Origin of the sequence: Bacillus coreaensis (assembly GCF_050586445.1) — a bacterium.
In the GTDB taxonomy this organism is placed as follows: Bacteria; Bacillota; Bacilli; order Bacillales; family Cytobacillaceae; genus Robertmurraya_A; species Robertmurraya_A coreaensis.
The window spans coordinates 125,036-147,242 of record NZ_JBOCCY010000009.1 but is presented as its reverse complement, the minus strand read 5'-3'; the positions used below and the strand labels follow the sequence as shown (position 1 = coordinate 147,242).

Genomic DNA, 22,207 nt, shown 5'->3' with positions numbered 1-22,207 from the left:
CCCTGTTTTCTAAAACGTTCAATGAACTTATGACTTTTTAGAAAATAAGTGTTTTATTTCAATAAAGTAGTGCTAAAAGCAACAATGTTTTAGAAAACAGCCTAATAAAAAGCGGGAAAAACATGGAACATTCAGGTTTTCCCGCTTTTATTTTTATCATATTAATGAAGCGACTGAAAATTAGATTGCAACCACATTCATAAACATATCAATATCATCCGTTGTATTCGTAATGCTTCCTACACCAAAGTTTTCTACCAAGAAGTTTGTTACATTTGGGGAAAGGAATGCTGGTAATGTAGGACCAACATGAATATTCTTCACACCTAGATAAAGAAGTGATAGGAATACAATAACTGCCTTTTGCTCATACCATGCGATATTATAAGACAATGGAAGGTCATTAATACTTTCCAAGCCAAGGGCATCCTTTAGTTTTAATGCGGTCATGACAAGTGAATAAGAATCATTACATTGACCAGCATCAAGTACCCTTGGTATACCATTGATATCACCCAAATCAAGCTTATTGTATCTATATTTCGCACAACCAGCTGTTAAGATGATGGTATCGTTAGAAAGCTCTTCAGCAAACTCTTTATAATACGTTCTACTTTTATGGCGTCCATCACAGCCTGCCATAACAAAGAATCGTTTAATATCTCCATTCTTTATAGCGTCGACTACTTGATCCGCTACTTGAGCGACTTGATTATGTGCAAATCCACCAATAATTTCCCCCGTCTCAATTTCAATCGGAGGTTCACATTGTTTCGCATGCTCAATCATCACTGAGAAGTCTTTTGTTCCATCTTCTTTCTCCGCGATATAAGTAACACCTTCTACTCCTGTTGCACCAGTGGTATACATTCTATCTTTGTAGGAAGCTTTTGGTGGTACAATACAGTTGGTTGTCATGAGAATCGGACCATTAAAGCTTTCAAATTCACGTGTTTGTTCCCACCAAGCATTTCCGTAGTTACCTACAAAGTGATCATATTTTTTAAATGCTGGATAATAATTGGCGACGAGCATTTCACTATGTGTATAAACATCAACACCCGAGCCCTCGGTTTGCTTTAATAATTGTTCAATATCTTTCAAGTCATGTCCGCTTATTAAAATTCCTGGGTTTTTACCAACACCGATGTTTACTTTTGTTACCTCCGGATGTCCATAAGTGGATGTATTGGCAGTATCTAATAATTCCATCCCATATACTCCATACTTTCCAACTTCCATAGAAAGGGCAATCAATTCGTCCAATGTTAATGTATCATCTGTGATCTGCGACAATGTCTTTTGCATAAAAGCATACAGAGTGTCCTCTTTATAGCCTAAATACGCGGCATGCTGAAGATACGCAGCCAATCCTTTTAGGCCATATGTAATTAGTTCTCTTAATGAGCGAATATCTTCATCTCTTGTGGCAAGAATGCTTACCTCTTGTGAAGCGGCTTTGTTTTCAAACTCAAGAGTAGTCTCACCATACCAGGTTACAAAATCGCTATTATTAGCTAATTGTGAGCCAGCCTTTTCAATTGAGGACTTGATCTCTTCACGAATGTTCAGACCATCTCTAACCTTGTTATAAAAGTCATTCTTATCCCAGTTGGCATTTGTAATCGTCATAAAAAGACTATTCACAATAAACTCATCTACTTTACTATGCTTCAATCCTAGTTCTCTAGCTTCTGTATGAACAATCCCCAGACCCTTTACCACATAAACCAATAAATCTTGCATATTCGCTAAATCATCTTTTTTTCCACAAATACCTGCAATCGTACAGCCTGTTCCATTTGCTGTTTCTTGACATTGATAACAAAACATACTCATTTAACTTCCCCCTACCTTCTAATCATTAGGTGAACTTACATATTTATTCAATAATGATTTCACTTTAACAACGATCAGAAAAAGTAGGTGTGATTTAGCTCACAGTAAAGACATATTTCACTTGATTGTCAAATTTGAAGGGAGAAAATCAAGGATTACTTGCTTTTTCTAAGACACGGCAAACGAAAAAAGTTGTGACTTCAAAATTGAAATACTATTTAACTTACAGCAATTAGACATACAAAATAAAAAGAAAAAACTAGGGAGTAATCCCCTAGTTTTCATCCTTACGCTATTTTGCTATTTCTTTATGAGATTTTTCTTTTATTACCGGTAACTTTTCCGAACTAGTCATATATTTATAAAGTACCGCCGCTGCAACAGCACCCATTATTGGACCAATTACATAAACAGGAAATTGAATCCAGTTGATATTACCGCCGATTAAACTATCGACAACATATGGTCCGAAGGTTCTTGCGGGATTAAAGGATGCTCCCGTAGAACCGGCGGTCATCATGATGATCCCTCCAACCGTTAAACCAATGACAAGCCCACCCCAATCCTTTGGGGCCTTGGAGTCGACTGCAACTCCCATAATGACGAACATAAGGATAAACGCGGCAATGGCTTCGATAAATATCCCCTGAATATATCCGGTAGATGGTGCAAGGACAGTAGCTCCTAAATTTCCTAACCATACTCCATCCATGCCTAAAACGCTTATAATTCCAAACGCCCCAATGGTACCACCCACACATTGTGCAAGTAGATAGGGTCCTACCTCTTTCCAAGGAAAATGACCTGTTGAAGCTAGTGCGATTGTGACAGCTGGGTTAATGTGACAACCCGTTAATCTTCCTATTGAATAGATCATTGCCATAACAACAATCGCGAAGGCAAAGCTTATCACTCCAATATCAGCCAATGTTGTAGACTCGTTGTTATTAGCCGTAATCATTCCATTAAAAGCGGCTGTACCTGGACCAATAAGAACTAATAAAGCCGTACCGATACCTTCACCAAAACATCGTTTGAACAGGCTGGTTGTCTCCATCAGCAGCCACCATTATTTTACAAGTCCATGAGGGTCAATGACATATTTTCTTGAAGCCCCTTTATCAAACTCTGCATAGCCCCTTGGCGCTTCATCTAAGGATATGACCGTTGCATTAACTGCTTTTGCAATCTGTGCTTTTCCACTTAAGATCGCTTGCATTAAGTCACGGTGGTATTGCATAACTGGTGTTTGACCTGTAACAAATGTATGTGCTTTTGCCCACCCTAATCCTAAACGAACTCTCAATGTACCAATTTTTGCATCCTCATCCACTCCACCTGGATCTCCTGTTACATATAGACCTGGAATCCCCAGTCGTCCCCCAGCACGAGTGACCTGCATAATGGAATTTAAAACAGTTGCCGGCGCTTCTGTCGCATTTGCACCATGTGCAGATGCTTCAAAGCCTACGCAATCTACTGCACAGTCAACCTCAGGACTGCCTAGAATTTGATCAATTTGCTCTCCCAAATCAGGGTGATTACGTAGATTTACTGTTTCACAACCAAAGCTTCTTGCTTGGGCAAGCCTTTCTTCATTTAAGTCCCCTACAATAACGGCAGCAGCCCCTAATAGTTGTGCCGAATGGGCAGCTGCTAGCCCAACAGGACCTGCTCCCGCAATATAAACAGTAGCTCCTGGCTTAACACCTGCGCTCACTGCCCCATGATAACCAGTTGGAAAAATATCAGATAGCATCGTTAAATCTCTAATTTTTTCCATCGCTTGATCTTTATCTGGAAATTTCAATAATTGGAAATCGGCATAGGGTACCATTACATATTCAGACTGACCTCCTACCCAGCCTCCCATATCTACATAACCATACGCTGAACCCGGACGATCAGGATTTACATTTTCACATATATGTGTGTTGCGCTCTTTACAGCTTCTGCATCGTCCACACGCAATATTAAACGGGACAGACACAAGATCCCCTTTTTTGATAAATTCCACATCACGACCAACTTCAATGACTTCTCCCGTTATTTCATGCCCTAGCACAAGTCCTTCGGGAGCAGTCGTTCTCCCTCTCACCATGTGCTGGTCACTTCCACAAATATTCGTTGTTACCACCTTCAAGATCACACCGTGTTCACATTTACGTCCTACGTTTAAAGGATTTACTCCAGGTCCATCTCTTAAAACTAAGTCTGGATAACCAATATCCATTACCTCAACTTTACCTGGACCCATGTAAGCTACTGCTCTATTTCCTTTCATGTGAAAATCCTCCCCTTTGCTATGAAGTTTTATTTACAAACATATCATTGCAATTTTTATGCCAACTCAAAAAGTTATTATTTAAACGATTCTATGGATCCACAAGTGAAAGCGTGTTCATAAAATGAGCAAAGGGTGTCCTATTTTAAGACAAATGATTTTTTACCTTTTCCTGAATATTGAAATAATAGTATAATATGGACAAAGACTGAATGGCCTTAATGTGAAAAGGAGGTAATAATTGTCATATGGTTACAGAAGTTCTTTTCGACAAGTATAATCTCATTAGTCAATCGTGGAAGCGTTGTCATGATTTCGGCCTCTCACCAACCGATCCTTTAGAGGACTCTATTTTGACTGGTAAGGCTTTGAGTGATCTGATTAAAGAAAATGAACAGTTAATCAACCATGCCTCTTCAGCTATTAACACACTCTTTCCCAACTACTATTCTGGTCTAGTGATCACCATTGTTGATCGACACGGAACCATCATACATAAAGTAGGGCAATTGGATGTACCCAGTTCTGTTGATGTTTTATCCATAGGTTCAAATTGGTCAGAAGAAAACAAAGGAACCAATGCCATGGGGCTTGCCATCTTTGCGAAAGAACCCATTATCACTCATGCGGATCACCACTTCTATGTAAAAAATCAATTTCTAACCTGTGCGGCAAGCCCTATTTATTCACCAATGGGTGAACTAATTGGTGCCGTTAATATCAGTGCAAGAAAGGAATTGTATCATCCATTTATTTTCTCCTTAACAAACATCATGGCGACTTTTATTCAAAATGGCTTGCTTTTAGACATGGCGAAAAATGAAAAGGTTTTGACCATTAAAGAGCTTGAAGCGACTGCTAACTTTGCAAATGTTCCCCTTCTTTCACTAGATGATGACAAAAGGATCATTCGTGCCAATCAGTCAGCACGTAAATTACTAGGTGATGACTGTTTGGGAAAAGAATTTCACAATACAAAGGGATATCCGACAAAAGTGGTATCTGATCCATCACGTAAACAATATCGATCCATATTAGCTTTAAATACACCTACGAATAAGAGATTGACTCCACATCATCTATATACCATTAAGGATATTGTCGGTTCATGCCCAAAGATGAATGAAATAAGAAGGATCGTTAAAAAAGCCGCACTAACCGATTTCCCAATTATTGTATATGGAGAAAGCGGGACAGGAAAAGAGCTAGTTGCACAGTCTTTACATACGTCTGGACCAAGAGGAGATCAGCCTTTTATTGCTGTTAATTGTAGCGCCATACCGGAAAGTCTCATTGAAAGCGAATTGTTTGGTTACGAAAAAGGGGCATTTACCGGTGCCAATCGTGAAGGAGTGATAGGGAAATTTGAGGCAGCGAATGGTGGGACCCTCTTTCTCGATGAAATTGGTGACATGACACTCAAGGCACAAGCTGTTTTGCTAAGAGTCTTACAGGAAAAATCAGTCACCCGTGTAGGTGGAATTAAACCCATACCAATCAATACAAGAGTGATTGCGGCCACACATAAAAACCTTAGAAGAGAAATAGAAGCCGGACGTTTTCGAGAAGACTTGTATTATCGACTGAAAGGAGTGGTGATGACACTCCCTTCTCTCCGAGAGCGTTCAGACCTTATTGAATTGTCCAATCACTTAATGAAAAATTTAGATTACCCTTCCTTACCTCTTTCAAGAGAGGCAAAAGATAAGCTTCTTTCGTATCATTGGCCTGGAAATGTGAGAGAGCTCAATAGTGTTCTCATGCAAGCCTCATTTCTAGCTGATGGAAATGAGATTAAAGCGGAGGACTTGGATTTTGAAATCGAATACGAGCAGGATAAACCCTCTCTACAGGAAGAAAAGGATCCCCTTACCTCTCTGGTTCATTCAGAGAAAGAAGTGATTCGAAGAACGTTGGATTATGTAAGCTGGAATATTAGTAAGGCAGCTACGATCCTAAAAATAAGTCGAAATACACTTTATCTTAAAATTAAAAAATATCATTTACAGCAATAGGGATAAAGATAAAGCTAGCTTGGAAAAAAAAGTACCCTATAGAGTAGACACATAGAAAATTCTGCCTATAGGGTACTTTTTTGTACAACCTAAATTTTCAGAGCAATCATCCTCCCGGGTGTGAAACTACTCTACTCACTTTTGTGTAATTTCAAATGGATGATGTCTCGGTCCCAAAAACAAACAAGGAAAGCATCCTGTTCAACACAGAACACTTTCCTATTTATCGGAGGGATTGGAATTATGGAACAATTACTATTCTTTGATGATTTCCTTTGTATTTGATACTTAGTTTCATAACAGCATTTATCTCCGGATAGGTGCTTTTTTCATAAACAAGCTGATTCCTGTTCATCAAATGTACTACTAAAGAGCGAATTAACCAAACATACCCTTTATGGCACGAATGACCTTTAATGCTTTTTTATTCTCTTTCTCCAATTTGGATTCTCCCGTAAATCTTGTAGTCTTTTTAGGCATAACTTTGTTTTTAGGCTTTGCCTTCCCCATAGAAATCCCTCACTCCTTGTAATCTGATTTCTACTAACCTATATATACAACAACGAGAGGAAATATACATAAAAAAAACAAGATGCCTAAAAGCACCTTGTTTATTCACCCTGCAATATCAGCCACTAATAAATTGCAAGACCTTATTATTTAGTTCTTTAATATTCTGAGACATTTTGGTAGTCGATTTTTCTGATAAGCGAGTGTTGTTCTTGCGTCTTGAAGATACGGCTCTTGCTTTTGCTTTTCCGACTTTCTTCACTCTAATCACGCCATTGTTTTCTGAAACAATCTCAACTTCAAATTCTTTACCCATAACAAGAACCCTCCTTTTGAGTGAACTTTTCCCTATTATACCATATTTCTAAACATAAGAGTAATATAGATATATTAAGTTCGTTACATGCACTCCATCTACTTCTAATAGTTCCCCTTTAGCAGTCTTTAAGACTACCAATACATTTTTCTCATTCATAAAGACAGGAATAATCATGGCGTCATCTTTTATCAATGAAACAATCTCTACTTGATATAAGGAATTAACATACGAATCCAGTTCTTCCGCAACATCAAAAGTATTTAGATCGTCAATGCGATTTAGAGTCGTCTTAATACCCTCCATGAATCCCATTTCCGTTAGAAGAGCATTCAATTCCTCGTCATTTAAACCTTGCACTTCCTGGTCAGAAAGTATATCCATGGAAACAGCTTCGTTATTCACTTCCCAAATTTGAAAAATTAATCCAAACTTCTCCGTATAGAGTTTTACGTAATCTTCCAACTGTTCTCTCTTTTTATCATCCGTCTCAACCTCTGCTAGGTTTTCAAAATACTCTCCTGCATTTTGAATCATATCAGACATGGAAACAACCCGTTTAATAGTAGCCTTTTGAATCTTGTTATTGGTTAAAATGATGTTCTCTACATAATCTGTATACTGAAACTCAGCTTTCCATATTTTTAAGATACTTGGTGTAAGCAATACCGCAATATCAATAAATATGATGGTTCCAGTCAAAGTTAATAGAAACTGCCAATTACCAAGAGAAACCTCACCGATTATCAAACCTACCGTAACGGCTCCAATATACAGTGTATATAAAGCCTTTCTTAATGTACGAAGTGATAAATGGTATTTTAATGGTGCAAAGCAGAAAAACAGAAAATTCCCTACTACAAAAACCAGTATTAACCATGCAAAAAGATGAAAATCCACAACTCCCCCTCCTCCTATACTACCCTTTACCTATATCCTTCCGTTTTTACATAGCATTTTCGCTTTGTTTCTTCTATGAACAAATATATTTTAGGAAGAATTTAACTCTACTATTCTATCATTGACGAACAAACAAGAAAACTCTCAAAAATAAAAAAAGCTAACAGATAGCTCTCTCTTTTTAATGAATATATTTAAAAGTCAATGTAGCGTTGTTAGTTTTTTCTAGCTGCTATATACTAGATTCGCTTTTCTATGCAGGAGTCTTCCGCTTACAGCAATCGCTAACTTATTTTAGACTGTAGACCTCATAGTTTATTAGAGGCTGGTTTATGAACATAAATCAAAAGCCTCTCTGCTATAACAATCTCTTTAAACCATTGGAAAAAAGCGCCGAGACAACCGTAGTCGGGACGCTTTTATTCCCCTAATTATTATTCAACTGAATTCCGTTATATGGTCCGCGGTTGATTGTTCCAAGAGTCTTCTTCCACATTGACTCTCGCTTGATGATTTCAGAATCCGTCCCTTCAATAAATTCAATGACTGAAAAGATGACTGAATTATAACCGTTTTCTAGAACAAACAAATTAAGATGTTGTGCATCACTAAGAGAATTTAAATGAGCCATCCATCTACCTAAAATTCCGTCACTGTTATAGGCACTTCCTATGTATCTACTTTTTCCATCTTCGGATCGTTGAATGTAAATCCCATTTTGACGCAAAACCTTTTTTAGCTTATTATCTTCTGAATTATCTTCCCAAATAGCAATTACTTCTCTCCATGTAAAGGTTTGTCCTAAGACATTTTCTAGTGATGTATCTACATCGGGTAGTTCAAGACCCTCAAATTTTGATGTACGAGCTAGTTTACTGTTTGCTTTGCTCTCTAGTATGATTTCATCTGATTGTAGAATATCAGCTATTTTAGTAGCTAAAGTAACATAATCATCTGTCTTAAAGTCAGTATACGATCTTTTGGAGGTTGACACCTCTGGAAAAGAATCCAACAATGTTTTAAGGCTTTCATTCATATTATCTGCGTGATAAATCCTAAATAGTTCGGGACCTTCTCCCCATAGTTCAAACGCCCTTATTTTGTATATATTACTCTTAACTCGATAAGAAACCCAAGGTCTTGAATTTGCTGTGTTATCATCCTTAATTCTTAAATCAAACATTCTAGCTAATCCACTCTTGATAAGTATTGGTTCTAAAATTTCAAGCATGTATAACCCTCCAAATGACCCACTCTATAATTCCCTTATTATAGCAGACTAACTACATAATTACATATTCTTTAAGTAATATAGTCTTATAGAGAACCAAACAAACTGATGACAGAAATGATCTTAATCCGATTAGTTCATATTCCTCCCTTATAATATTAGGAATCCACTCCAATTCCTTTTCTATATCAATCCCCTTCCGACCAGCCCTATCTCCCGCAAAGAGAATAGTCGTTGAAAAATAGAAAAAACCAGGGCATAATCCCTAGTTTTCATACTTATTATCCAATCTTTCCATCGATGTCAGATGTATCAACCTTATCTCCGAACCATTCTCTTAATTTCTCTTTTGCTTTATTCTTAATATCATCATCAATATACATAGCCACTTGGAACAAAGCAACTCCTAGAGCGCCTAAATCATCTGTATACCCTACTCCTACCGCTATATCTGGAATTAAATCAAGCGGAAGAATAAAATATCCTAATGCTCCAATGATGATGGTCTTTGCCTTTACTGGCACTTCTGGTTTTTGAAGAGTAAAGTATAATAGTAAAACTGCATACACAACGGAAGAACCTGCTTTTTTAGCAAACTTTTTTAATTTCTCCCAAAATTTTTCATCCGAAAAGTGTTTTCCGGAGTCTTTGAAATCTTCTGCGTTATTCATCTTTTTACTCCTTTTTACTTATAAATCAGTATATTCCTTACTTGATCCAAATGCCTTATCAACCGGGTACTTTAGTCTATTTTTACGGATTTTTTTTAATGGCCTGCTCTAAATTTATTTCTAGCTCATTTGATAGTAGTAATGCATAGATCACCACATCTGCTATTTCATCGGTAATAGGATCAATATTTTCGTCTATGGCTTCTTCACTTGTTTTCCATTGAAAGTTTTCCAACAATTCACTTGCTTCCAATGAAAGGGATATAGCTAGATCCTTTGGATTATGGAATTGCTGCCAATCTCTTTCGTCCCGGAAGTCTACAATCTCCTCAATTAAAGGATCAAAGATGGATGTTTCGAAATCAAATCCTACATCCTTTAATTCTTGGTAAATTTGTTCAGCTTCTTCATATTGGGAAGATGGAACAATCAATGAAATAGAACTTGTTGGATTGCCTTTTATATCTTCATTGTCGTACCATTTGGTTTGCCAATCGATTTCAGGGTAATGATCTTTTAATTCTGCAATTATTTTATCTAATCTGTTACTATCTCCACTTAAATGAATCCAAATACTCCAAGGTTACCGCCCCTTCTTACTTGCTCACTATGTATGAATTCAATCCGAAAAGCAACCATTAATGGTAATCACCTTTTTCCTCGGCAACCATCATATGTTCATAACTCTTCGTACGATTACGATAAAGCTTTAATAAATGTGCTCTTAATTTTGGATCACTTGCAAATATATATAAACCCTTGATTCCCCTTTTCAATAAAACATTGATCGAATTTAATATGATTTGTTCTTTTATATTTTCAGGATCATCAAATTCATCTTTCCCTCTGAAAGCCTCTGTATCCTTATAATTTCCTGTAATAATCTTCAATTCTTTGTTTTCCTCATCAAACAAAACAGATGGTCCTAAAATGACACCCACATAATTTAAATCGAAACCTTGAATCGTATAAATAGAACCAACTTCCCTTATGGTATTTTCCCTTTCAGCCCAGGTGGTATCTCCCTCAGTCGTATTCCATGGCAACTTAAATTGATCTTCTTCTATATAGTAAGTCTCACCATCTTTTTTATGAACATAATCAAATGTTGAGACCATTCTTGCTAGGCCATATTTCTTATTCTTCTCACGTATTTCTTTATACATCTTAGCTGCTGAATCAAAAATTTGAAAATCAAACTCTTCTTTTTCAGGAATAGTAGTGATCTTTTTTTGATAAAATGATCGATCCAGCGAATCATTTTATCACTGGCCCGCATGCGAAATTGATTTTTTAATATATATTCTTTCGAATGTTGACTATCTACAAGACGGAGTAGCTTATTTTTATCCCAATAGCTTTTCATTTTTAACACTTGCTTATCATCAAATACCAAGATCACAATTTTGCTATGTTTCATAATCTCTTCTAGATGGTTATTCTCTTTGAAATTATTAAAGCTGTCTGGTCTGGTTAATAATAAATGCGCTTCATCTACAAACACAATATCAGCTTTTTCGTTAGCTTTTTTCCGTTTGTTAATAAAAGGAGTCGGTTTATCAAAATTATTCTTTTTAAGTGCTTTTACTTTCCCCGCAATTTTTTGGTACGTTTTTAACATTTCCGAATGATTGACTAATAAAAAGTTATTACTGTTATGAAGAGCTGAAGATTTCTCCTTTGCTAACTCTTGAATCCGATTAAATACGACGCTTAAAACCACACTCTTACCAGTTCCTGCTTCACCTTTAACAAGGAAAACAAATGGTTCTTCGTCATTGATATGTTTTTCACAAACCTCAATAATCTTTTCCTTCAACTCAATTTGTTCAGCCGAAAGCTCTTTGAAAGGAGATAATTTAAAAATATCTTTATTTTCTATGACTTCCCTTGAGTGGGTAAAATAGTCCTTTTCCTTTAACTGGTCCCATAATTCATTAAATAATTTTTCATTATAAAACGGCTTATCATAATAATTGTGGCTGACACTATCAGCTGTCTGACTCTTATTTTGAAGCTTATAGCGTTCATCTGCCAAAAAATAATTAATAATCTTCGTTTCAATATTATAGGTTGCTGAACGATTGAACTTTTCATGAACTATCAATGTCATTTTATCCAATGATTTTCTTTCCGGATTATTCAAATGATTTTTCATACGATTTCTTACTGCTACTGACTCTCCAATGTAAACCATCGTGTGATTGTTTAAAAAATATACCACTGGATAATCGGAATAAGGTTTACCATGTAAGGAGTCTATTGAAGTATGAGTAAATGGCATGGATATGATTTCTAATGTATTCATTAAAAAATTACCTTTCATAGTACCTTTTAATTAATTTATCGATATGAATATTTTACCATATTACATTAAAAGCATTTACATTTATATTTTTTTACAAAATCAAAATTAATATATGAAGGTTTAAGAAAGACCTTTTCCTTCGAGGATATAAAAAATGAACCCAACTACTTCTCTTTTGAAGTACCCGGAAACGAAATAACAATATATAACATGGTTATTTTCAACATTAAAAGTGTTTACTTAAGGTCATATAAATTAATTAGACGAATATATATAACCTTATTACCATCCTATGACTTCATATAGAAAACATACAACTGTGATTGTATATCCCTATTTTTATATAAAAAAGCGTAGATTAACATGAGATGACAAGTTCTAACCAAATGAAAAAAAGAATACTAAAGGAGGTAATGCAGGTGAGAGCAGCTATTTATTCAACCTATGGTCCCCCTGAAGTAATAGAGGTAAAGGATGTCGAACAGCCTTACATTAAGGATGATGATAGAGTGCTGATTAGTGTACACAGCGCGTCTGTGAATGCTTTAGACTATTTGTACCGAAAGGGCTATTTACCTACAAGGTTAGATAATGGACTAAAAAAACCTAAAAATTCCATACTGGGTATAGATGTTGCGGGGACGGTTGAGGCAGTCGGTAAAAACGTACATAGATTTAAGGTAGGTGATCATGTTTTTGGAAGTTGTTTCGGGTCCCATTCTGAATATGTCTCTTCGCTTGAGATATTCCTAAGTCATAAGCCTAAAAACGTAACTTTTGAAGAAGCAGCAGCTATACCATGTGCTGGTCAAACTGCGCTACAAGCATTACGTGATGTAGCACAGGTAAAAAAAGGACAAAAAGTCTTAATATATGGTGCGTCAGGTGGTGTAGGGCACTTTGCAGTTCAACTTGCACTATACTTTGGTGCTGAGGTGACTGCTGTTTGTAGTACCTCTAATCTCGGTTGGGTACAAGAACTGGGGGCGCATCACGTTCTTGATTATACGAAGGAAAATTTCGCGGATAATGGAAAAAAGTACGATGTTATTCTGGATGCAGTTGGGAAGCGGACATTTTTCAGTTGTAAACGCTCATTAACCGAGAATGGTGTTTATATTACTGAACACCTATTTTACCCTAAATATCACCCGGTTCAATTAATGATAAGTTCATTCATTGGTGGAAAAAAAGCAAAAATTCACTTTGCGATACCAAATAATAGAGATCTAGATTTCTTATGCAGTCTTGTGGAGGAAGAAAAACTAAAACCTGTTATTGAGAAGTGCTATCCTTTGGAACAGATTGTAGAGGCTCACCGGCACATTGAAAGTGGTCGTACAAAGGGGAAGATTGTTCTTAAAATTAAGGAATAAATTTATAACTGGTACATGTATCTATTGAAGCTGGACTATTAATCAAATGGTGTAGTTTAAATAGTTTGTGGAAAATTTTAATTACGTTGGATTTTACCGACATCTATCTGTCGGTTTTTTAGTGTCAGCAATAGCAAACAAAACCGCACACTGATTAGTAACTGGATAATTATTTTTTAGCGATTATTAATCGGTGTGCAGTCAATGGCTACAACAAATACAATAGGATTAATAAGAAGCGTTCTTTAACGTAGAAAAAGTTCCTTCAGATCAACCACAATTTGTTTCAGAAAATGAGTGGATAACTTCAATGCCATAAATAATAAGAGTAAAGAAATAGACCATTATAAGGAAGACCCTAAGTCAATAAAATTGAACGGCTATTAAGTTTAACTAATGAGTTCATAAAAGATCCCCGAGTAATAGATAGAATTGAGGATTATAGTAATGTTTTTGCAAAAGGAAACTTTGCAAACTTAGTGAAATTCGCGGAACAGTTAAAGACCACAAAATTGTTTAAGCTATTTAAAGCTTAGAACGCTTTTCTTTCCAAATTAATTTAACCGTCCGTCATTTTTATTCTGAACTTAAGCCGATTGAGAGGTTTTTCATCAGTTTTTGAGTTTATTAATCGCTTTAAACAGAGGAGCAAAGAAAATAAGCCAGTACTCCGTTGCCTCACTGTTCTCTTTGTCAGCTGCATTCGATGATTCTGATGACGAACAGGCCGTTAATAGAGCCACGATGAGTATAGTAAACATGAATAGTAGTTTTTTCATTATTTTTCCTCCTGTTTTTTGTAGATTACCAAGTCCAACCGTATGCTTTCACATCAATGGTTTTCACTTTGCCAGCGATTTCTCTCGGTACTTCTGGATAATTTAATTCGAATCCCGCTTCGCTTCCTGGATTAACACCCACATCCACGCTACCATTTAACACACCAAGTAAGGTTCCACTTTCATCAAATAACGCCGCAGAAATTCGGATGTCATCTTGTAAATCACTTGTCGTATTTTTCACTACTCCCGTAACGGTGTACGGAGTGCTGTATTCATCGGTGGAAGGAATTCCTTTCGTTCCTGACACCTCTAGTATATTAGCACTTTCTTCGGTTGGATCAAACCCATAATTATAAGTAGTTTCCCCGTATAGTGCTGGGTCGGTCATTCCTTCAAGGATTGTCGTTTCGGTAATATAGGCTTGTTCACCAGGACCTACCACGCTTGGAACAGAATAGACATCGTTGAGGTTCCGAGAATGCCTCCCTCTTGATCTTTGTAATTCATTTGCGTTTCTCCAATGGAGATCGGCACATCGCCCGTATTTTCAAAGATCGCAGAAGAATGCACCCAAACGCTATCAATGGAATCCTTCCAGGCTCCCCCAGTGGACTGGACTATTTCAAGCTTTGGTTCCTCTTGAACCTCTTTTGTTTCTTCTTGTTTAGATGCTGTTTGTTCCTCGGTCCCTTCCGAAGTATTGGTATCTCCCGCAAGTTCATTTCCACATGCGGATAAAAACACCATTAAAGCTACTGCTAAGAAAACATTCAACCAACCTTTCATCATCATCCACCTCATTATTATTTTTTCTATAAAACTAGTAAGTTACCAGTTGTCAGATCCAGTCTTTCATTTTACCTACGAAAGGAAACATGCCCTTTAAGTACTTCTTCAATTTCTTCTGCTGCTTTCATATCAAACCATTTCATCGGTGCGAGCAACGAGAATGCTTGCTGATTCTCGAGCTCCCTTGCGACCGTACCCACATCTTGTAACAACTTCAAATCGTCAATATAATGTTCCATCGTTAAAATTGCGAGTTCTTGATTTTTTTTGTCAGAGTAAAACAAGTCTGCCAATACCCCAATGGCACTTCTGATTTGCTGTTGGTTCATACGCTCTCTCCTCTTCTTCATCTATAGTTGAAGTATAAGAGAAAAGGTGGTCCACTTTCGGACCCCCTTTGTATGATTTTTAATAATATTTCACATCGCCGAGAGAAAAAATATAAAAAAAACAACAATTACTTATTTTAAAACGATAAATAATGTATTAGAATCAATATGAAAATACATTAGCGAGGTGTTATTTATGAATCGAGGTTCAACTATATTTTTAAGGATGGCACTTGTTTTTATTGCGATTCCTGTTCTTGCTTTATCTATATTTGGGTTAACGTGGTTACCAAAACATCCATTTAATGCCGATTTTGACCATATTTTGTATCCGATCCTAGTCGGCATGTATGTGTCGGTGATTCCGTTCTTCGGTGCCTTGTATCAGGCGTTTAAGCTGTTGAATTATATTGATAAAAACAAAGCTTTTTCTGAGCTGTCTGTGAAAGCACTACAGAAGATCAAATTCTGTGCTTTGACCTTCAGTGGTTTGTATGTGATCGTTCTGCCCTTTCTGTATGTGGTCGCAGAAATTGATGATGCACCTGGCCTCATCCTTATGGGAATGGTTCCTATCTTTGCTTCCTTGGTCATCGCCGTCTTCGCTGCAGTTCTCCAACGCCTATTAAAAGAAGCAATCAATATCAAATCTGAAAATGATTTAACGGTCTGAGGTGAATATAATGGCGATTATAATTAATGTTGATGTGATGTTGGCGAAACGGAAAATGAGTGTAACCGAACTGTCGGAGAGAGTGGGAATCACGATGGCAAACCTTTCGATCTTGAAAAATGGAAAAGCCAAGGCGATTCGATTATCCACTTTAGATGCGATTTGCAAAGCTTTGGACTGTCAGCCTGGGGATATTTTGGAGTATCGAAGTGATGAGGAAAATCAAGAATCGTAGACAAAGCTTAATTTTAAAGAAAGCTTTTTAACCGTAGCTTTCCTGCAACAAAAAAAGGATTAATGAGCAGATAAGAAATGCTCTATTAATCCTTTTTTTCAAAAGGCTCTTTTCTAAAACATTGTTGCTATATACACACTTTTTAGGAAATTAATTTCGAATAGTCGAAGGGCTGTCCGTTTGTTAAATGAAAAATTACTTCGAGGCAAAACTTGGTCGCCAGGTTCTAGACCTAAATACTCCGCTTCTTCCTTATTCAATTTATCTGCTTGGAAGTACATATCCGAAAATCCAACCTTCAATCCTAGTCCCTCTTGTATATAATAAAAGATTGAGTCAGACACAATTTCTTTATTTAAATAAGGTATGATGGCTTTATTATAATAGGAATGCTCCAGACACAAGGTTTCCCCATGAATGTTTTAAGAAAATTTGATCTTATACATGTAGAAGAAGGAGAAATGGTAGCAGCAAATAAGGATTCTGTAAAAGTAGTTTAAGCGAGAAATTGAATGGGTACTGAAAAATAGGCGTCTAGTACAGTAATACTATAGTTTAAATTAAGCAAAGAAAAAGGCTAATCATCCAAAACCTTATTGGATGATTAGCCTTTTTCACTATTATTACTTTAAAAGTTTTTTATATGGCTCTTTCTTTGATTTTTTCATCTTTTTCGATTACTTGGTTTTCTCCAATTAGCGTAATTTCACTGTATGCTTTCGCTTCACCAACCATTGCATTTTTTTCAATCACCGTATTGCTTCCAATTACCGCTCGATTAACGACGGCATTTTCTTCAATTATGGCATTTGGCATGATGACAGAGTCTTTAATCATGGCTCCCTTTCCAATTTTCACCCCGCTAAAGAGAACAGAATTTTCTACCATTCCATACACTTTACAACCTTCACCCACTAAAGATTGGTAGATAGAAGCGGTCGCATCCATATACAAAGGTGGCTGAGTGGATTCATGTGTATAAATCTTCAAATCTTCATCTAGTAATAATGGATTGGTTTCCGTAGATAGTAAATCCATATTTGCTTCCCAGTAACTTTCAATCGTCCCAACATCTTTCCAGTACCCATCAAACCGATAACTATAAAGCTGACAGTTGTTGTTAATCATGGCTGGTATGATATCTTTTCCAAAATCCTTTGAGGAGTATGGATTGGCTTCTTCTTTTACTAAATATTCTTTTAATATTTTCCAATTAAATATATAGATGCCCATGGAGGCGAGGTTCGATTTAGGTTGCTTCGGTTTTTCTTGGAATTCTACTATCTTACTTGTTTGCGAGTCTATATTCATAATGCCAAAGCGATTGGCCTCGTTCCATGGAACGTTGATCACCGAGATGGTTGCATCTGCTCCTGTGGCTATATGTTGTTCCAACATTTTGTTGTAATCCATTTTATATATGTGATCTCCAGAAACGATCAAAACAAATTCTGGGTTATGACTCTCGATATATTGTATATTTTGAAAAATGGCATGTGCCGTCCCTTCATACCACCTTTCTTTTACATCACACTGATAAGGTGGAAGAATGGTAACTCCATCATCCCTCCGGTTTAAATCCCAGTGTTTTCCATCACCTATGTAATTTTGTAGAATATGAGGTTGATATTGGGTCAATACACCCACTGTATTTATACCAGAGTTGCGACAGTTGCTTAAAACAAAATCAATGATACGATATTTTCCGCCGTAAGGAACGGCAGGTTTTGCAATATATTGGGTTAATTCTTTTAATCTGGAGCCTCTGCCACCAGCTAATAACATTGCAATACATTTTTTACTTTTCATATTTATCCCCCTGATATTACAATTCTATAAAAGCATTTATAAACGATCATCTTCCCAAAGTTTGTAATATACTTCTTCTAAGTCCGCCTCATCTTTTTCATCCACTACCATTAAGTTTTTAAGATCCTTGATTTCATATGCAATATCCATAATGCTCCTGCTCCCTTTGAATTTGTATTAAAACAATTATGTTCCTCATTCTAACAAACTCCGTTTAGGTACTAAATCAAGAAAAAACGACTAATTAAGACTCATTCGACAGTATTCGTTTCATATTTTATTTAATTTGCAATTGCTTTCATAAAGAATTCAAAAAGGACCCCTAATCCTGTCGAATCTTCATGAAAAAAAACTTAGGATATAATGTCAAATTTGTGAACATCTTAAATGTCTTAGTTGGTTGTTTTACCAATATTTTCAAGAAAATCCTTATCCCAGACAGTAGGTTTAGTGATATGTCACGAACTATTCACAAAAGAAAAGCGATTTTTTATATAAAATCAATAATCTAATATTAGAAATTATTTTTACTTCTAGTCATCTAATAAGTTCATTAACCACGTAAGTATTTTTTGGGGGGATCTATTATGAGAAGGAAAACATTTGATATAGGTGATTGGGTGGAGGCTTACCATAAAGGCAAAAAGGAAATTTTGCTTGGTTATGTACTCTCCATCTGTCAATTCGAGGCTAAAGTATATGTTCCGAAACACTCAAGAGTATTTATTTTGCCACTAATTAATATACAAACCAAAGAAGACATTGAGTTAGATCAAGAAGATTTAGAAACATTAATTAATCTGGCACTTGACCACAGAGACTTTACCTGGCTTGCTAGGATTGTTTCATCTTAAGATAAAATTTGGGAGTAGCATTAATCGATAAAGCATTTGTAAATTAATCTTTAATACCCTTCTAATGATCAAATAAATAGGTATTTTGTTTGTCCATAATGAAGTATAGATACAAAAGATATAATCATGAGGATTAAAGGCTACTCCGAGGATTTTATTGATATTCTTGCTGATAACATGCATTATCTACAATTGCTATCAATATTGAGATTACAGGAATGCGTACAATTAATTGATAATATATTCATTTTCTTTAAGCCTTTTTACCATATATCCCTCCCTACTAAGTTCATAAAATAGCCAATCAAATCCCAAGTTTCCTTTACCAAAATAGCCAGCATTATAATCTTCTAATAGATCAATTAAATTTCTATCCTCCAAGTTGAATTTAATTTTCACTAAGGGTTCTTTATTTATTTTGTACAATTTATTTGCTTTACTAAGTCTAAAAAGTATATTCAAGTCTTTATGTCCCCCTATAATAACCACCAAAATTATTACTTGTCTGAGTTTTTTAACTGGTTCTTCAAAAAAAAATGAAAAGTAAACACCTTACAAGTTAGAAAGATGTTTACTTTTAATATAGAGTTATTATTTTTGAACAAGTTTTACCATAGTGTTTGCAATTACGTGCTTCTCTTCAATTGAAGCCACATTCCAAAGCTCTGATAATATCTTGTTTTCTGGAATATCTGGATTTACTTCCTTGTTTAAATATCCACCTATTTCATAGGCTACATTCGAAATGATATTATCAGAAAGCCCTTCTTCTTTAGCCGCAATGAGTCTTTCTTTTAAAAAATCTTTCCACTGGTCAAAATTATTAATTTCCGGCATATTAACCCTCCTGTGATTAAACGTATTTCTTTTAAAAAAGTAATGTACATTACCTTCTTAATTTAACCAAGTACCTTAATAATTTTGATTTTTTATCCTTTTAATTATATTTCTTGATTAATAATTCAGGAAATCGTCATATATTTTCATCTAAAATAACGAATAAAATTCAATCCAACATGTACATGAAGGCAAAGGCTTTTTGAATTTTTAATGAAGGTTATTTATTGGTTTAGAATTAATCCCAAGAGAACTTCGTCATAATGATGTTAACGCCATGTTTCAATATTTATCAAAAGAAGGAAAAACAAAATATTTTTTAATGAATGAGATTCAATCGATTTACACTGTTCAAGAGATATTACATACTTACACTGAAGACTATAAAAACAATTGTGGTATAAGATGAGGCATAGTTAAAAGGGACACAGAAAGATTAATTGGAATTTGCGGATTTTATGGTTGGAAGACAGACTATAAAAGAGCCAATTTCGACTGTGAAATTGATTGTGAATATTGGAGAATGGGATATGGGACAGAAGCTATTGAGAAAATAATCGACTATGGGTACCATGAAAGGGAACTTGTCCGTATAGGAGCAGTTGTTTTACCTGGAAACAATCCTTCCATTCAATTTTTAAGAAACTATCAACCGACGAAAAAAAATTTTTTGGATACACGTCTTTTCATTTTTTATACCTATATTAAAAAGGAAGCATCAAAATACTGTGCTTCCTTTTTCATTTATTTGTTTATATTAAGTATATTTTTTTTATAATAACTATTCTCAATTTTTATTTCAATTTTTTCTATTGCTTGTAAATTATTTTCGAGCTCCTTCTTGTTTTCACTAACTAATTCTTTAAAATTTAATTTTCTTCTCATTTCTTAACCCCTCTCACTTTTTAATACCATTTTATGTTGTCGAAAAAACATATAAATCTATAGTAAGTTACGATTATGTGAATCTTTTAAATAATTATTAAACTGAAATTTCATTAATATTTCACAATTCATATAATTCAAATTTCAACCCAGATATTATTATTATATTTGGTACTATTTACCTTGAATAAGAAATAATATTTGTCCATAAGGATGGGCGGACATCTTTATTGATAATATTTTATGGGGGGTAACTATTGTTAATTTATCAACTACTCGTTAATGCATTTTTCTTATTTTTATTTTGCTGTTTTGTTCCACTAACTTTAATGTTTAATGAGGTAAAACCCAAAACAAAACTTGTTTTACTAACAGTTTCTACTTCAATAGCTATAATAGCTTGTATTAGTCTCCCCATAAAATTAGATAATGGGATTATTTTCGATTTAAGGTTAATCGCCCAAACATATGGTTCACTTTATGGAGGACCCATCGTAGCGATTATACTGGGTATTGTGAATATTTCTTATAGAAGTGTTCAAGGAGGAATCGGTGTAGTAACGACTGTTATCATCTCTTCGAGTCATATTGTCATACTAATCATGGTACGCAAATGGTATTTAAAAATAACTTCCATATCATATAAACTTTTATTCGCCATTGTCTTTAGTTTAACCTCATCCTTTTTAACACTTTTCGTCATTTCACTATTTAGCAAGAAATTTATTTCAATAGAACTAGTCCTAATTTATGTTTCTTTACAAACCCTCGGGCTGGTAATAGTGATATACAATGAAGAAATAGTACGGAAACAATGGATTCTTCGGCAATCCTTGTATGATAAGATGAGGACAGTTAGTCATTTTGCAGCGTCCATCTCACATGAGATAAGAAACCCGCTAACTACTGCAAGGGGATTTATCCAAATGCTTGTTGAGTCGAAGGATGTACAAGAAAAGGAAAAAAGTTTCCTTGAAATTTCATTAGGTGAGATCGACCGTGCTGAAGGAATCATTGGAGATTATCTGAATTTTGCTAAGCCAAACGTGGAAGTATCTAAATCCACGTTGGATGTTAAAGCAGAAATTCATACGATATTAAAAATTCTTGAACCTATTGCAAATATGAATGTCATAGAAGTAACTTCGAAACTAGAAAGATACTATATAGTAGGAAATAAACAGCTTTTTCAACAGTGCTTAGTAAACATTTGTAAAAATGCCATTGAATCCATGACAAGTCAATCTTCTAGGACTCTCACTCTATCAACCACGGTTAAGGAAGGTTTTGGTATTATTTCAGTAAAGGACACGGGGATAGGGATGACACAGGAGGAAGTAAATCGGTTAGGTGAACCCTATTTTACTACTAAAGGGGCAAAAGGTACAGGGCTAGGTACTATGCTCGTTTTCCATCTTGTAAAGGAAATGGGGGGATCTATTCAGATTTCAAGTAAAAAACAAGTAGGGACGGAATTCATTCTTTCATTCCCATTGACTAACTCCGAGATTGAAATCGACCATTTTTCATCTTCAATTATAACTATATAATACATAGTCTAAAA

23 protein-coding genes and 3 pseudogenes are annotated in these 22,207 nt (G+C 35.4%); 7 read left to right on the top strand and 19 right to left on the bottom strand.

Features of this window, described 5'->3' with window-relative positions; translation table 11 throughout:
- Window positions 1–180 precede the first annotated feature (180 nt).
- From hcp to fdhA, 3 genes are all read right to left on the bottom strand, one after another.
- Window positions 181–1,833, bottom strand: coding sequence for a hydroxylamine reductase (gene hcp, locus ACQ5H4_RS15290; RefSeq protein WP_430775872.1), 1,653 nt, complete (start codon window positions 1,831–1,833; stop codon window positions 181–183).
- 298 nt (window positions 1,834–2,131) lie between these two features.
- The gene (locus ACQ5H4_RS15285; protein WP_430775861.1) at window positions 2,132–2,896 is read right to left on the bottom strand and encodes an MIP/aquaporin family protein; all 765 of its coding nucleotides are present in this window, start codon (window positions 2,894–2,896) and stop codon (window positions 2,132–2,134) included.
- 12 nt (window positions 2,897–2,908) lie between these two features.
- A complete protein-coding gene (gene fdhA, locus ACQ5H4_RS15280) occupies window positions 2,909–4,123 on the bottom strand; it encodes a formaldehyde dehydrogenase, glutathione-independent (RefSeq protein WP_430775860.1) in 1,215 nt (404 codons plus the stop codon).
- 248 nt (window positions 4,124–4,371) lie between these two features.
- Between fdhA and ACQ5H4_RS15275 the strand changes: the two genes are divergently transcribed.
- Window positions 4,372–6,138, top strand: a complete 1,767-nt coding sequence (locus tag ACQ5H4_RS15275; RefSeq protein ID WP_430775859.1) for a sigma-54-dependent Fis family transcriptional regulator — start codon at window positions 4,372–4,374, stop codon at window positions 6,136–6,138.
- A 378-nt stretch (window positions 6,139–6,516) separates the two neighbouring features.
- Here ACQ5H4_RS15275 and ACQ5H4_RS15270 read toward each other — a convergent pair whose 3' ends face one another.
- The 7 genes and pseudogenes from ACQ5H4_RS15270 to ACQ5H4_RS15240 all read right to left on the bottom strand — a co-directional run bounded on the left by ACQ5H4_RS15270 (window position 6,517) and on the right by ACQ5H4_RS15240 (window position 12,092).
- Window positions 6,517–6,648 (bottom strand): hypothetical protein, encoded by a 132-nt coding sequence (locus ACQ5H4_RS15270; RefSeq protein ID WP_430775858.1) that lies wholly within the window; start codon window positions 6,646–6,648, stop codon window positions 6,517–6,519.
- 118 nt (window positions 6,649–6,766) lie between these two features.
- Window positions 6,767–6,964 (bottom strand): hypothetical protein, encoded by a 198-nt coding sequence (locus tag ACQ5H4_RS15265; protein WP_430775857.1) that lies wholly within the window; start codon window positions 6,962–6,964, stop codon window positions 6,767–6,769.
- A 48-nt stretch (window positions 6,965–7,012) separates the two neighbouring features.
- The gene (locus tag ACQ5H4_RS15260) at window positions 7,013–7,864 is read right to left on the bottom strand and encodes a type II toxin-antitoxin system SpoIISA family toxin (protein WP_430775856.1); all 852 of its coding nucleotides are present in this window, start codon (window positions 7,862–7,864) and stop codon (window positions 7,013–7,015) included.
- A 427-nt stretch (window positions 7,865–8,291) separates the two neighbouring features.
- Window positions 8,292–9,095 carry a GIY-YIG nuclease family protein gene (locus tag ACQ5H4_RS15255; protein ID WP_430775855.1) on the bottom strand — a complete coding sequence of 268 codons (804 nt, stop codon included), beginning with the start codon at window positions 9,093–9,095 and terminating at the stop codon, window positions 8,292–8,294.
- Between the two features lie 281 nt (window positions 9,096–9,376).
- On the bottom strand, window positions 9,377–9,766 hold the full coding sequence (locus ACQ5H4_RS15250; RefSeq protein WP_430775854.1) for a YkvA family protein: 390 nt from the start codon (window positions 9,764–9,766) through the stop codon (window positions 9,377–9,379).
- Between the two features lie 18 nt (window positions 9,767–9,784).
- Window positions 9,785–10,115, bottom strand: a pseudogene (locus tag ACQ5H4_RS15245) (nucleotide pyrophosphohydrolase).
- A 289-nt stretch (window positions 10,116–10,404) separates the two neighbouring features.
- Window positions 10,405–12,092, bottom strand: a pseudogene (locus tag ACQ5H4_RS15240) (DUF2075 domain-containing protein).
- Window positions 12,093–12,493: 401 nt separating this feature from the next.
- Between ACQ5H4_RS15240 and ACQ5H4_RS15235 the strand changes: the two are divergent.
- Complete coding sequence (locus ACQ5H4_RS15235; RefSeq protein ID WP_430775853.1) at window positions 12,494–13,450, top strand: NAD(P)-dependent alcohol dehydrogenase; 957 nt, start codon at window positions 12,494–12,496, stop codon at window positions 13,448–13,450.
- 611 nt (window positions 13,451–14,061) lie between these two features.
- Here ACQ5H4_RS15235 and ACQ5H4_RS15230 read toward each other — a convergent pair.
- The 4 genes from ACQ5H4_RS15230 to ACQ5H4_RS15215 all read right to left on the bottom strand — a co-directional run bounded on the left by ACQ5H4_RS15230 (window position 14,062) and on the right by ACQ5H4_RS15215 (window position 15,350).
- On the bottom strand, window positions 14,062–14,229 hold the full coding sequence (locus tag ACQ5H4_RS15230) for a hypothetical protein (RefSeq protein ID WP_430775852.1): 168 nt from the start codon (window positions 14,227–14,229) through the stop codon (window positions 14,062–14,064).
- Between the two features lie 25 nt (window positions 14,230–14,254).
- Window positions 14,255–14,674, bottom strand: coding sequence for an FxLYD domain-containing protein (locus ACQ5H4_RS15225; protein WP_430775851.1), 420 nt, complete (start codon window positions 14,672–14,674; stop codon window positions 14,255–14,257).
- Window positions 14,668–15,018, bottom strand: coding sequence for a hypothetical protein (locus tag ACQ5H4_RS15220; RefSeq protein WP_430775850.1), 351 nt, complete (start codon window positions 15,016–15,018; stop codon window positions 14,668–14,670). The genes ACQ5H4_RS15225 and ACQ5H4_RS15220 overlap by 7 nt, the downstream gene beginning before the upstream one ends.
- A gap of 71 nt (window positions 15,019–15,089) precedes the next feature.
- A complete protein-coding gene (locus ACQ5H4_RS15215; RefSeq protein ID WP_430775849.1) occupies window positions 15,090–15,350 on the bottom strand; it encodes a hypothetical protein in 261 nt (86 codons plus the stop codon).
- A gap of 196 nt (window positions 15,351–15,546) precedes the next feature.
- Here ACQ5H4_RS15215 and ACQ5H4_RS15210 point away from each other — a divergent pair, with 196 nt between their 5' ends.
- Entirely contained in the window at window positions 15,547–16,023 is a 477-nt protein-coding gene (locus ACQ5H4_RS15210; RefSeq protein ID WP_430775848.1) for a DUF2975 domain-containing protein, read from the top strand.
- Between the two features lie 10 nt (window positions 16,024–16,033).
- The gene (locus ACQ5H4_RS15205; protein WP_430775847.1) at window positions 16,034–16,258 is read left to right on the top strand and encodes a helix-turn-helix domain-containing protein; all 225 of its coding nucleotides are present in this window, start codon (window positions 16,034–16,036) and stop codon (window positions 16,256–16,258) included.
- Window positions 16,259–16,400: 142 nt separating this feature from the next.
- Here ACQ5H4_RS15205 and ACQ5H4_RS15200 read toward each other — a convergent pair.
- Together ACQ5H4_RS15200 and ACQ5H4_RS15195 are read right to left on the bottom strand one after the other, a co-directional pair.
- A pseudogene (locus tag ACQ5H4_RS15200) lies at window positions 16,401–16,677 on the bottom strand (UTRA domain-containing protein); the annotation flags it as partial.
- Window positions 16,678–16,897: 220 nt separating this feature from the next.
- Entirely contained in the window at window positions 16,898–18,067 is a 1,170-nt protein-coding gene (locus ACQ5H4_RS15195; protein WP_430775846.1) for a glucose-1-phosphate adenylyltransferase, read from the bottom strand.
- 587 nt (window positions 18,068–18,654) lie between these two features.
- Here ACQ5H4_RS15195 and ACQ5H4_RS15190 point away from each other — a divergent pair.
- The gene (locus ACQ5H4_RS15190; RefSeq protein ID WP_430775845.1) at window positions 18,655–18,921 is read left to right on the top strand and encodes a hypothetical protein; all 267 of its coding nucleotides are present in this window, start codon (window positions 18,655–18,657) and stop codon (window positions 18,919–18,921) included.
- Window positions 18,922–19,149: 228 nt separating this feature from the next.
- Here the strand turns inward: ACQ5H4_RS15190 and ACQ5H4_RS15185 are convergent, their stop codons facing one another.
- Both ACQ5H4_RS15185 and ACQ5H4_RS15180 read right to left on the bottom strand, forming a co-directional pair.
- Window positions 19,150–19,383: a hypothetical protein gene (locus ACQ5H4_RS15185; protein ID WP_430775844.1), complete on the bottom strand. Its 234-nt coding sequence runs from the start codon at window positions 19,381–19,383 to the stop codon at window positions 19,150–19,152.
- Between the two features lie 129 nt (window positions 19,384–19,512).
- Window positions 19,513–19,758, bottom strand: a complete 246-nt coding sequence (locus ACQ5H4_RS15180) for a DUF3243 domain-containing protein (RefSeq protein ID WP_430775843.1) — start codon at window positions 19,756–19,758, stop codon at window positions 19,513–19,515.
- A 412-nt stretch (window positions 19,759–20,170) separates the two neighbouring features.
- On the opposite strand from ACQ5H4_RS15180, the gene ACQ5H4_RS15175 reads away from it, so the two are divergent.
- Window positions 20,171–20,536: a GNAT family N-acetyltransferase gene (locus ACQ5H4_RS15175; protein ID WP_430775871.1), complete on the top strand. Its 366-nt coding sequence runs from the start codon at window positions 20,171–20,173 to the stop codon at window positions 20,534–20,536.
- Here the strand turns inward: ACQ5H4_RS15175 and ACQ5H4_RS15170 are convergent.
- Window positions 20,503–20,643, bottom strand: a complete 141-nt coding sequence (locus ACQ5H4_RS15170) for an FbpB family small basic protein (protein WP_430775842.1) — start codon at window positions 20,641–20,643, stop codon at window positions 20,503–20,505. The genes ACQ5H4_RS15175 and ACQ5H4_RS15170 overlap by 34 nt on opposite strands.
- Before the next feature lie 257 nt (window positions 20,644–20,900).
- Here ACQ5H4_RS15170 and ACQ5H4_RS15165 point away from each other — a divergent pair, with 257 nt between their 5' ends.
- Window positions 20,901–22,193: an ATP-binding protein gene (locus tag ACQ5H4_RS15165; protein WP_430775841.1), complete on the top strand. Its 1,293-nt coding sequence runs from the start codon at window positions 20,901–20,903 to the stop codon at window positions 22,191–22,193.
- Window positions 22,194–22,207 lie beyond the last annotated feature (14 nt).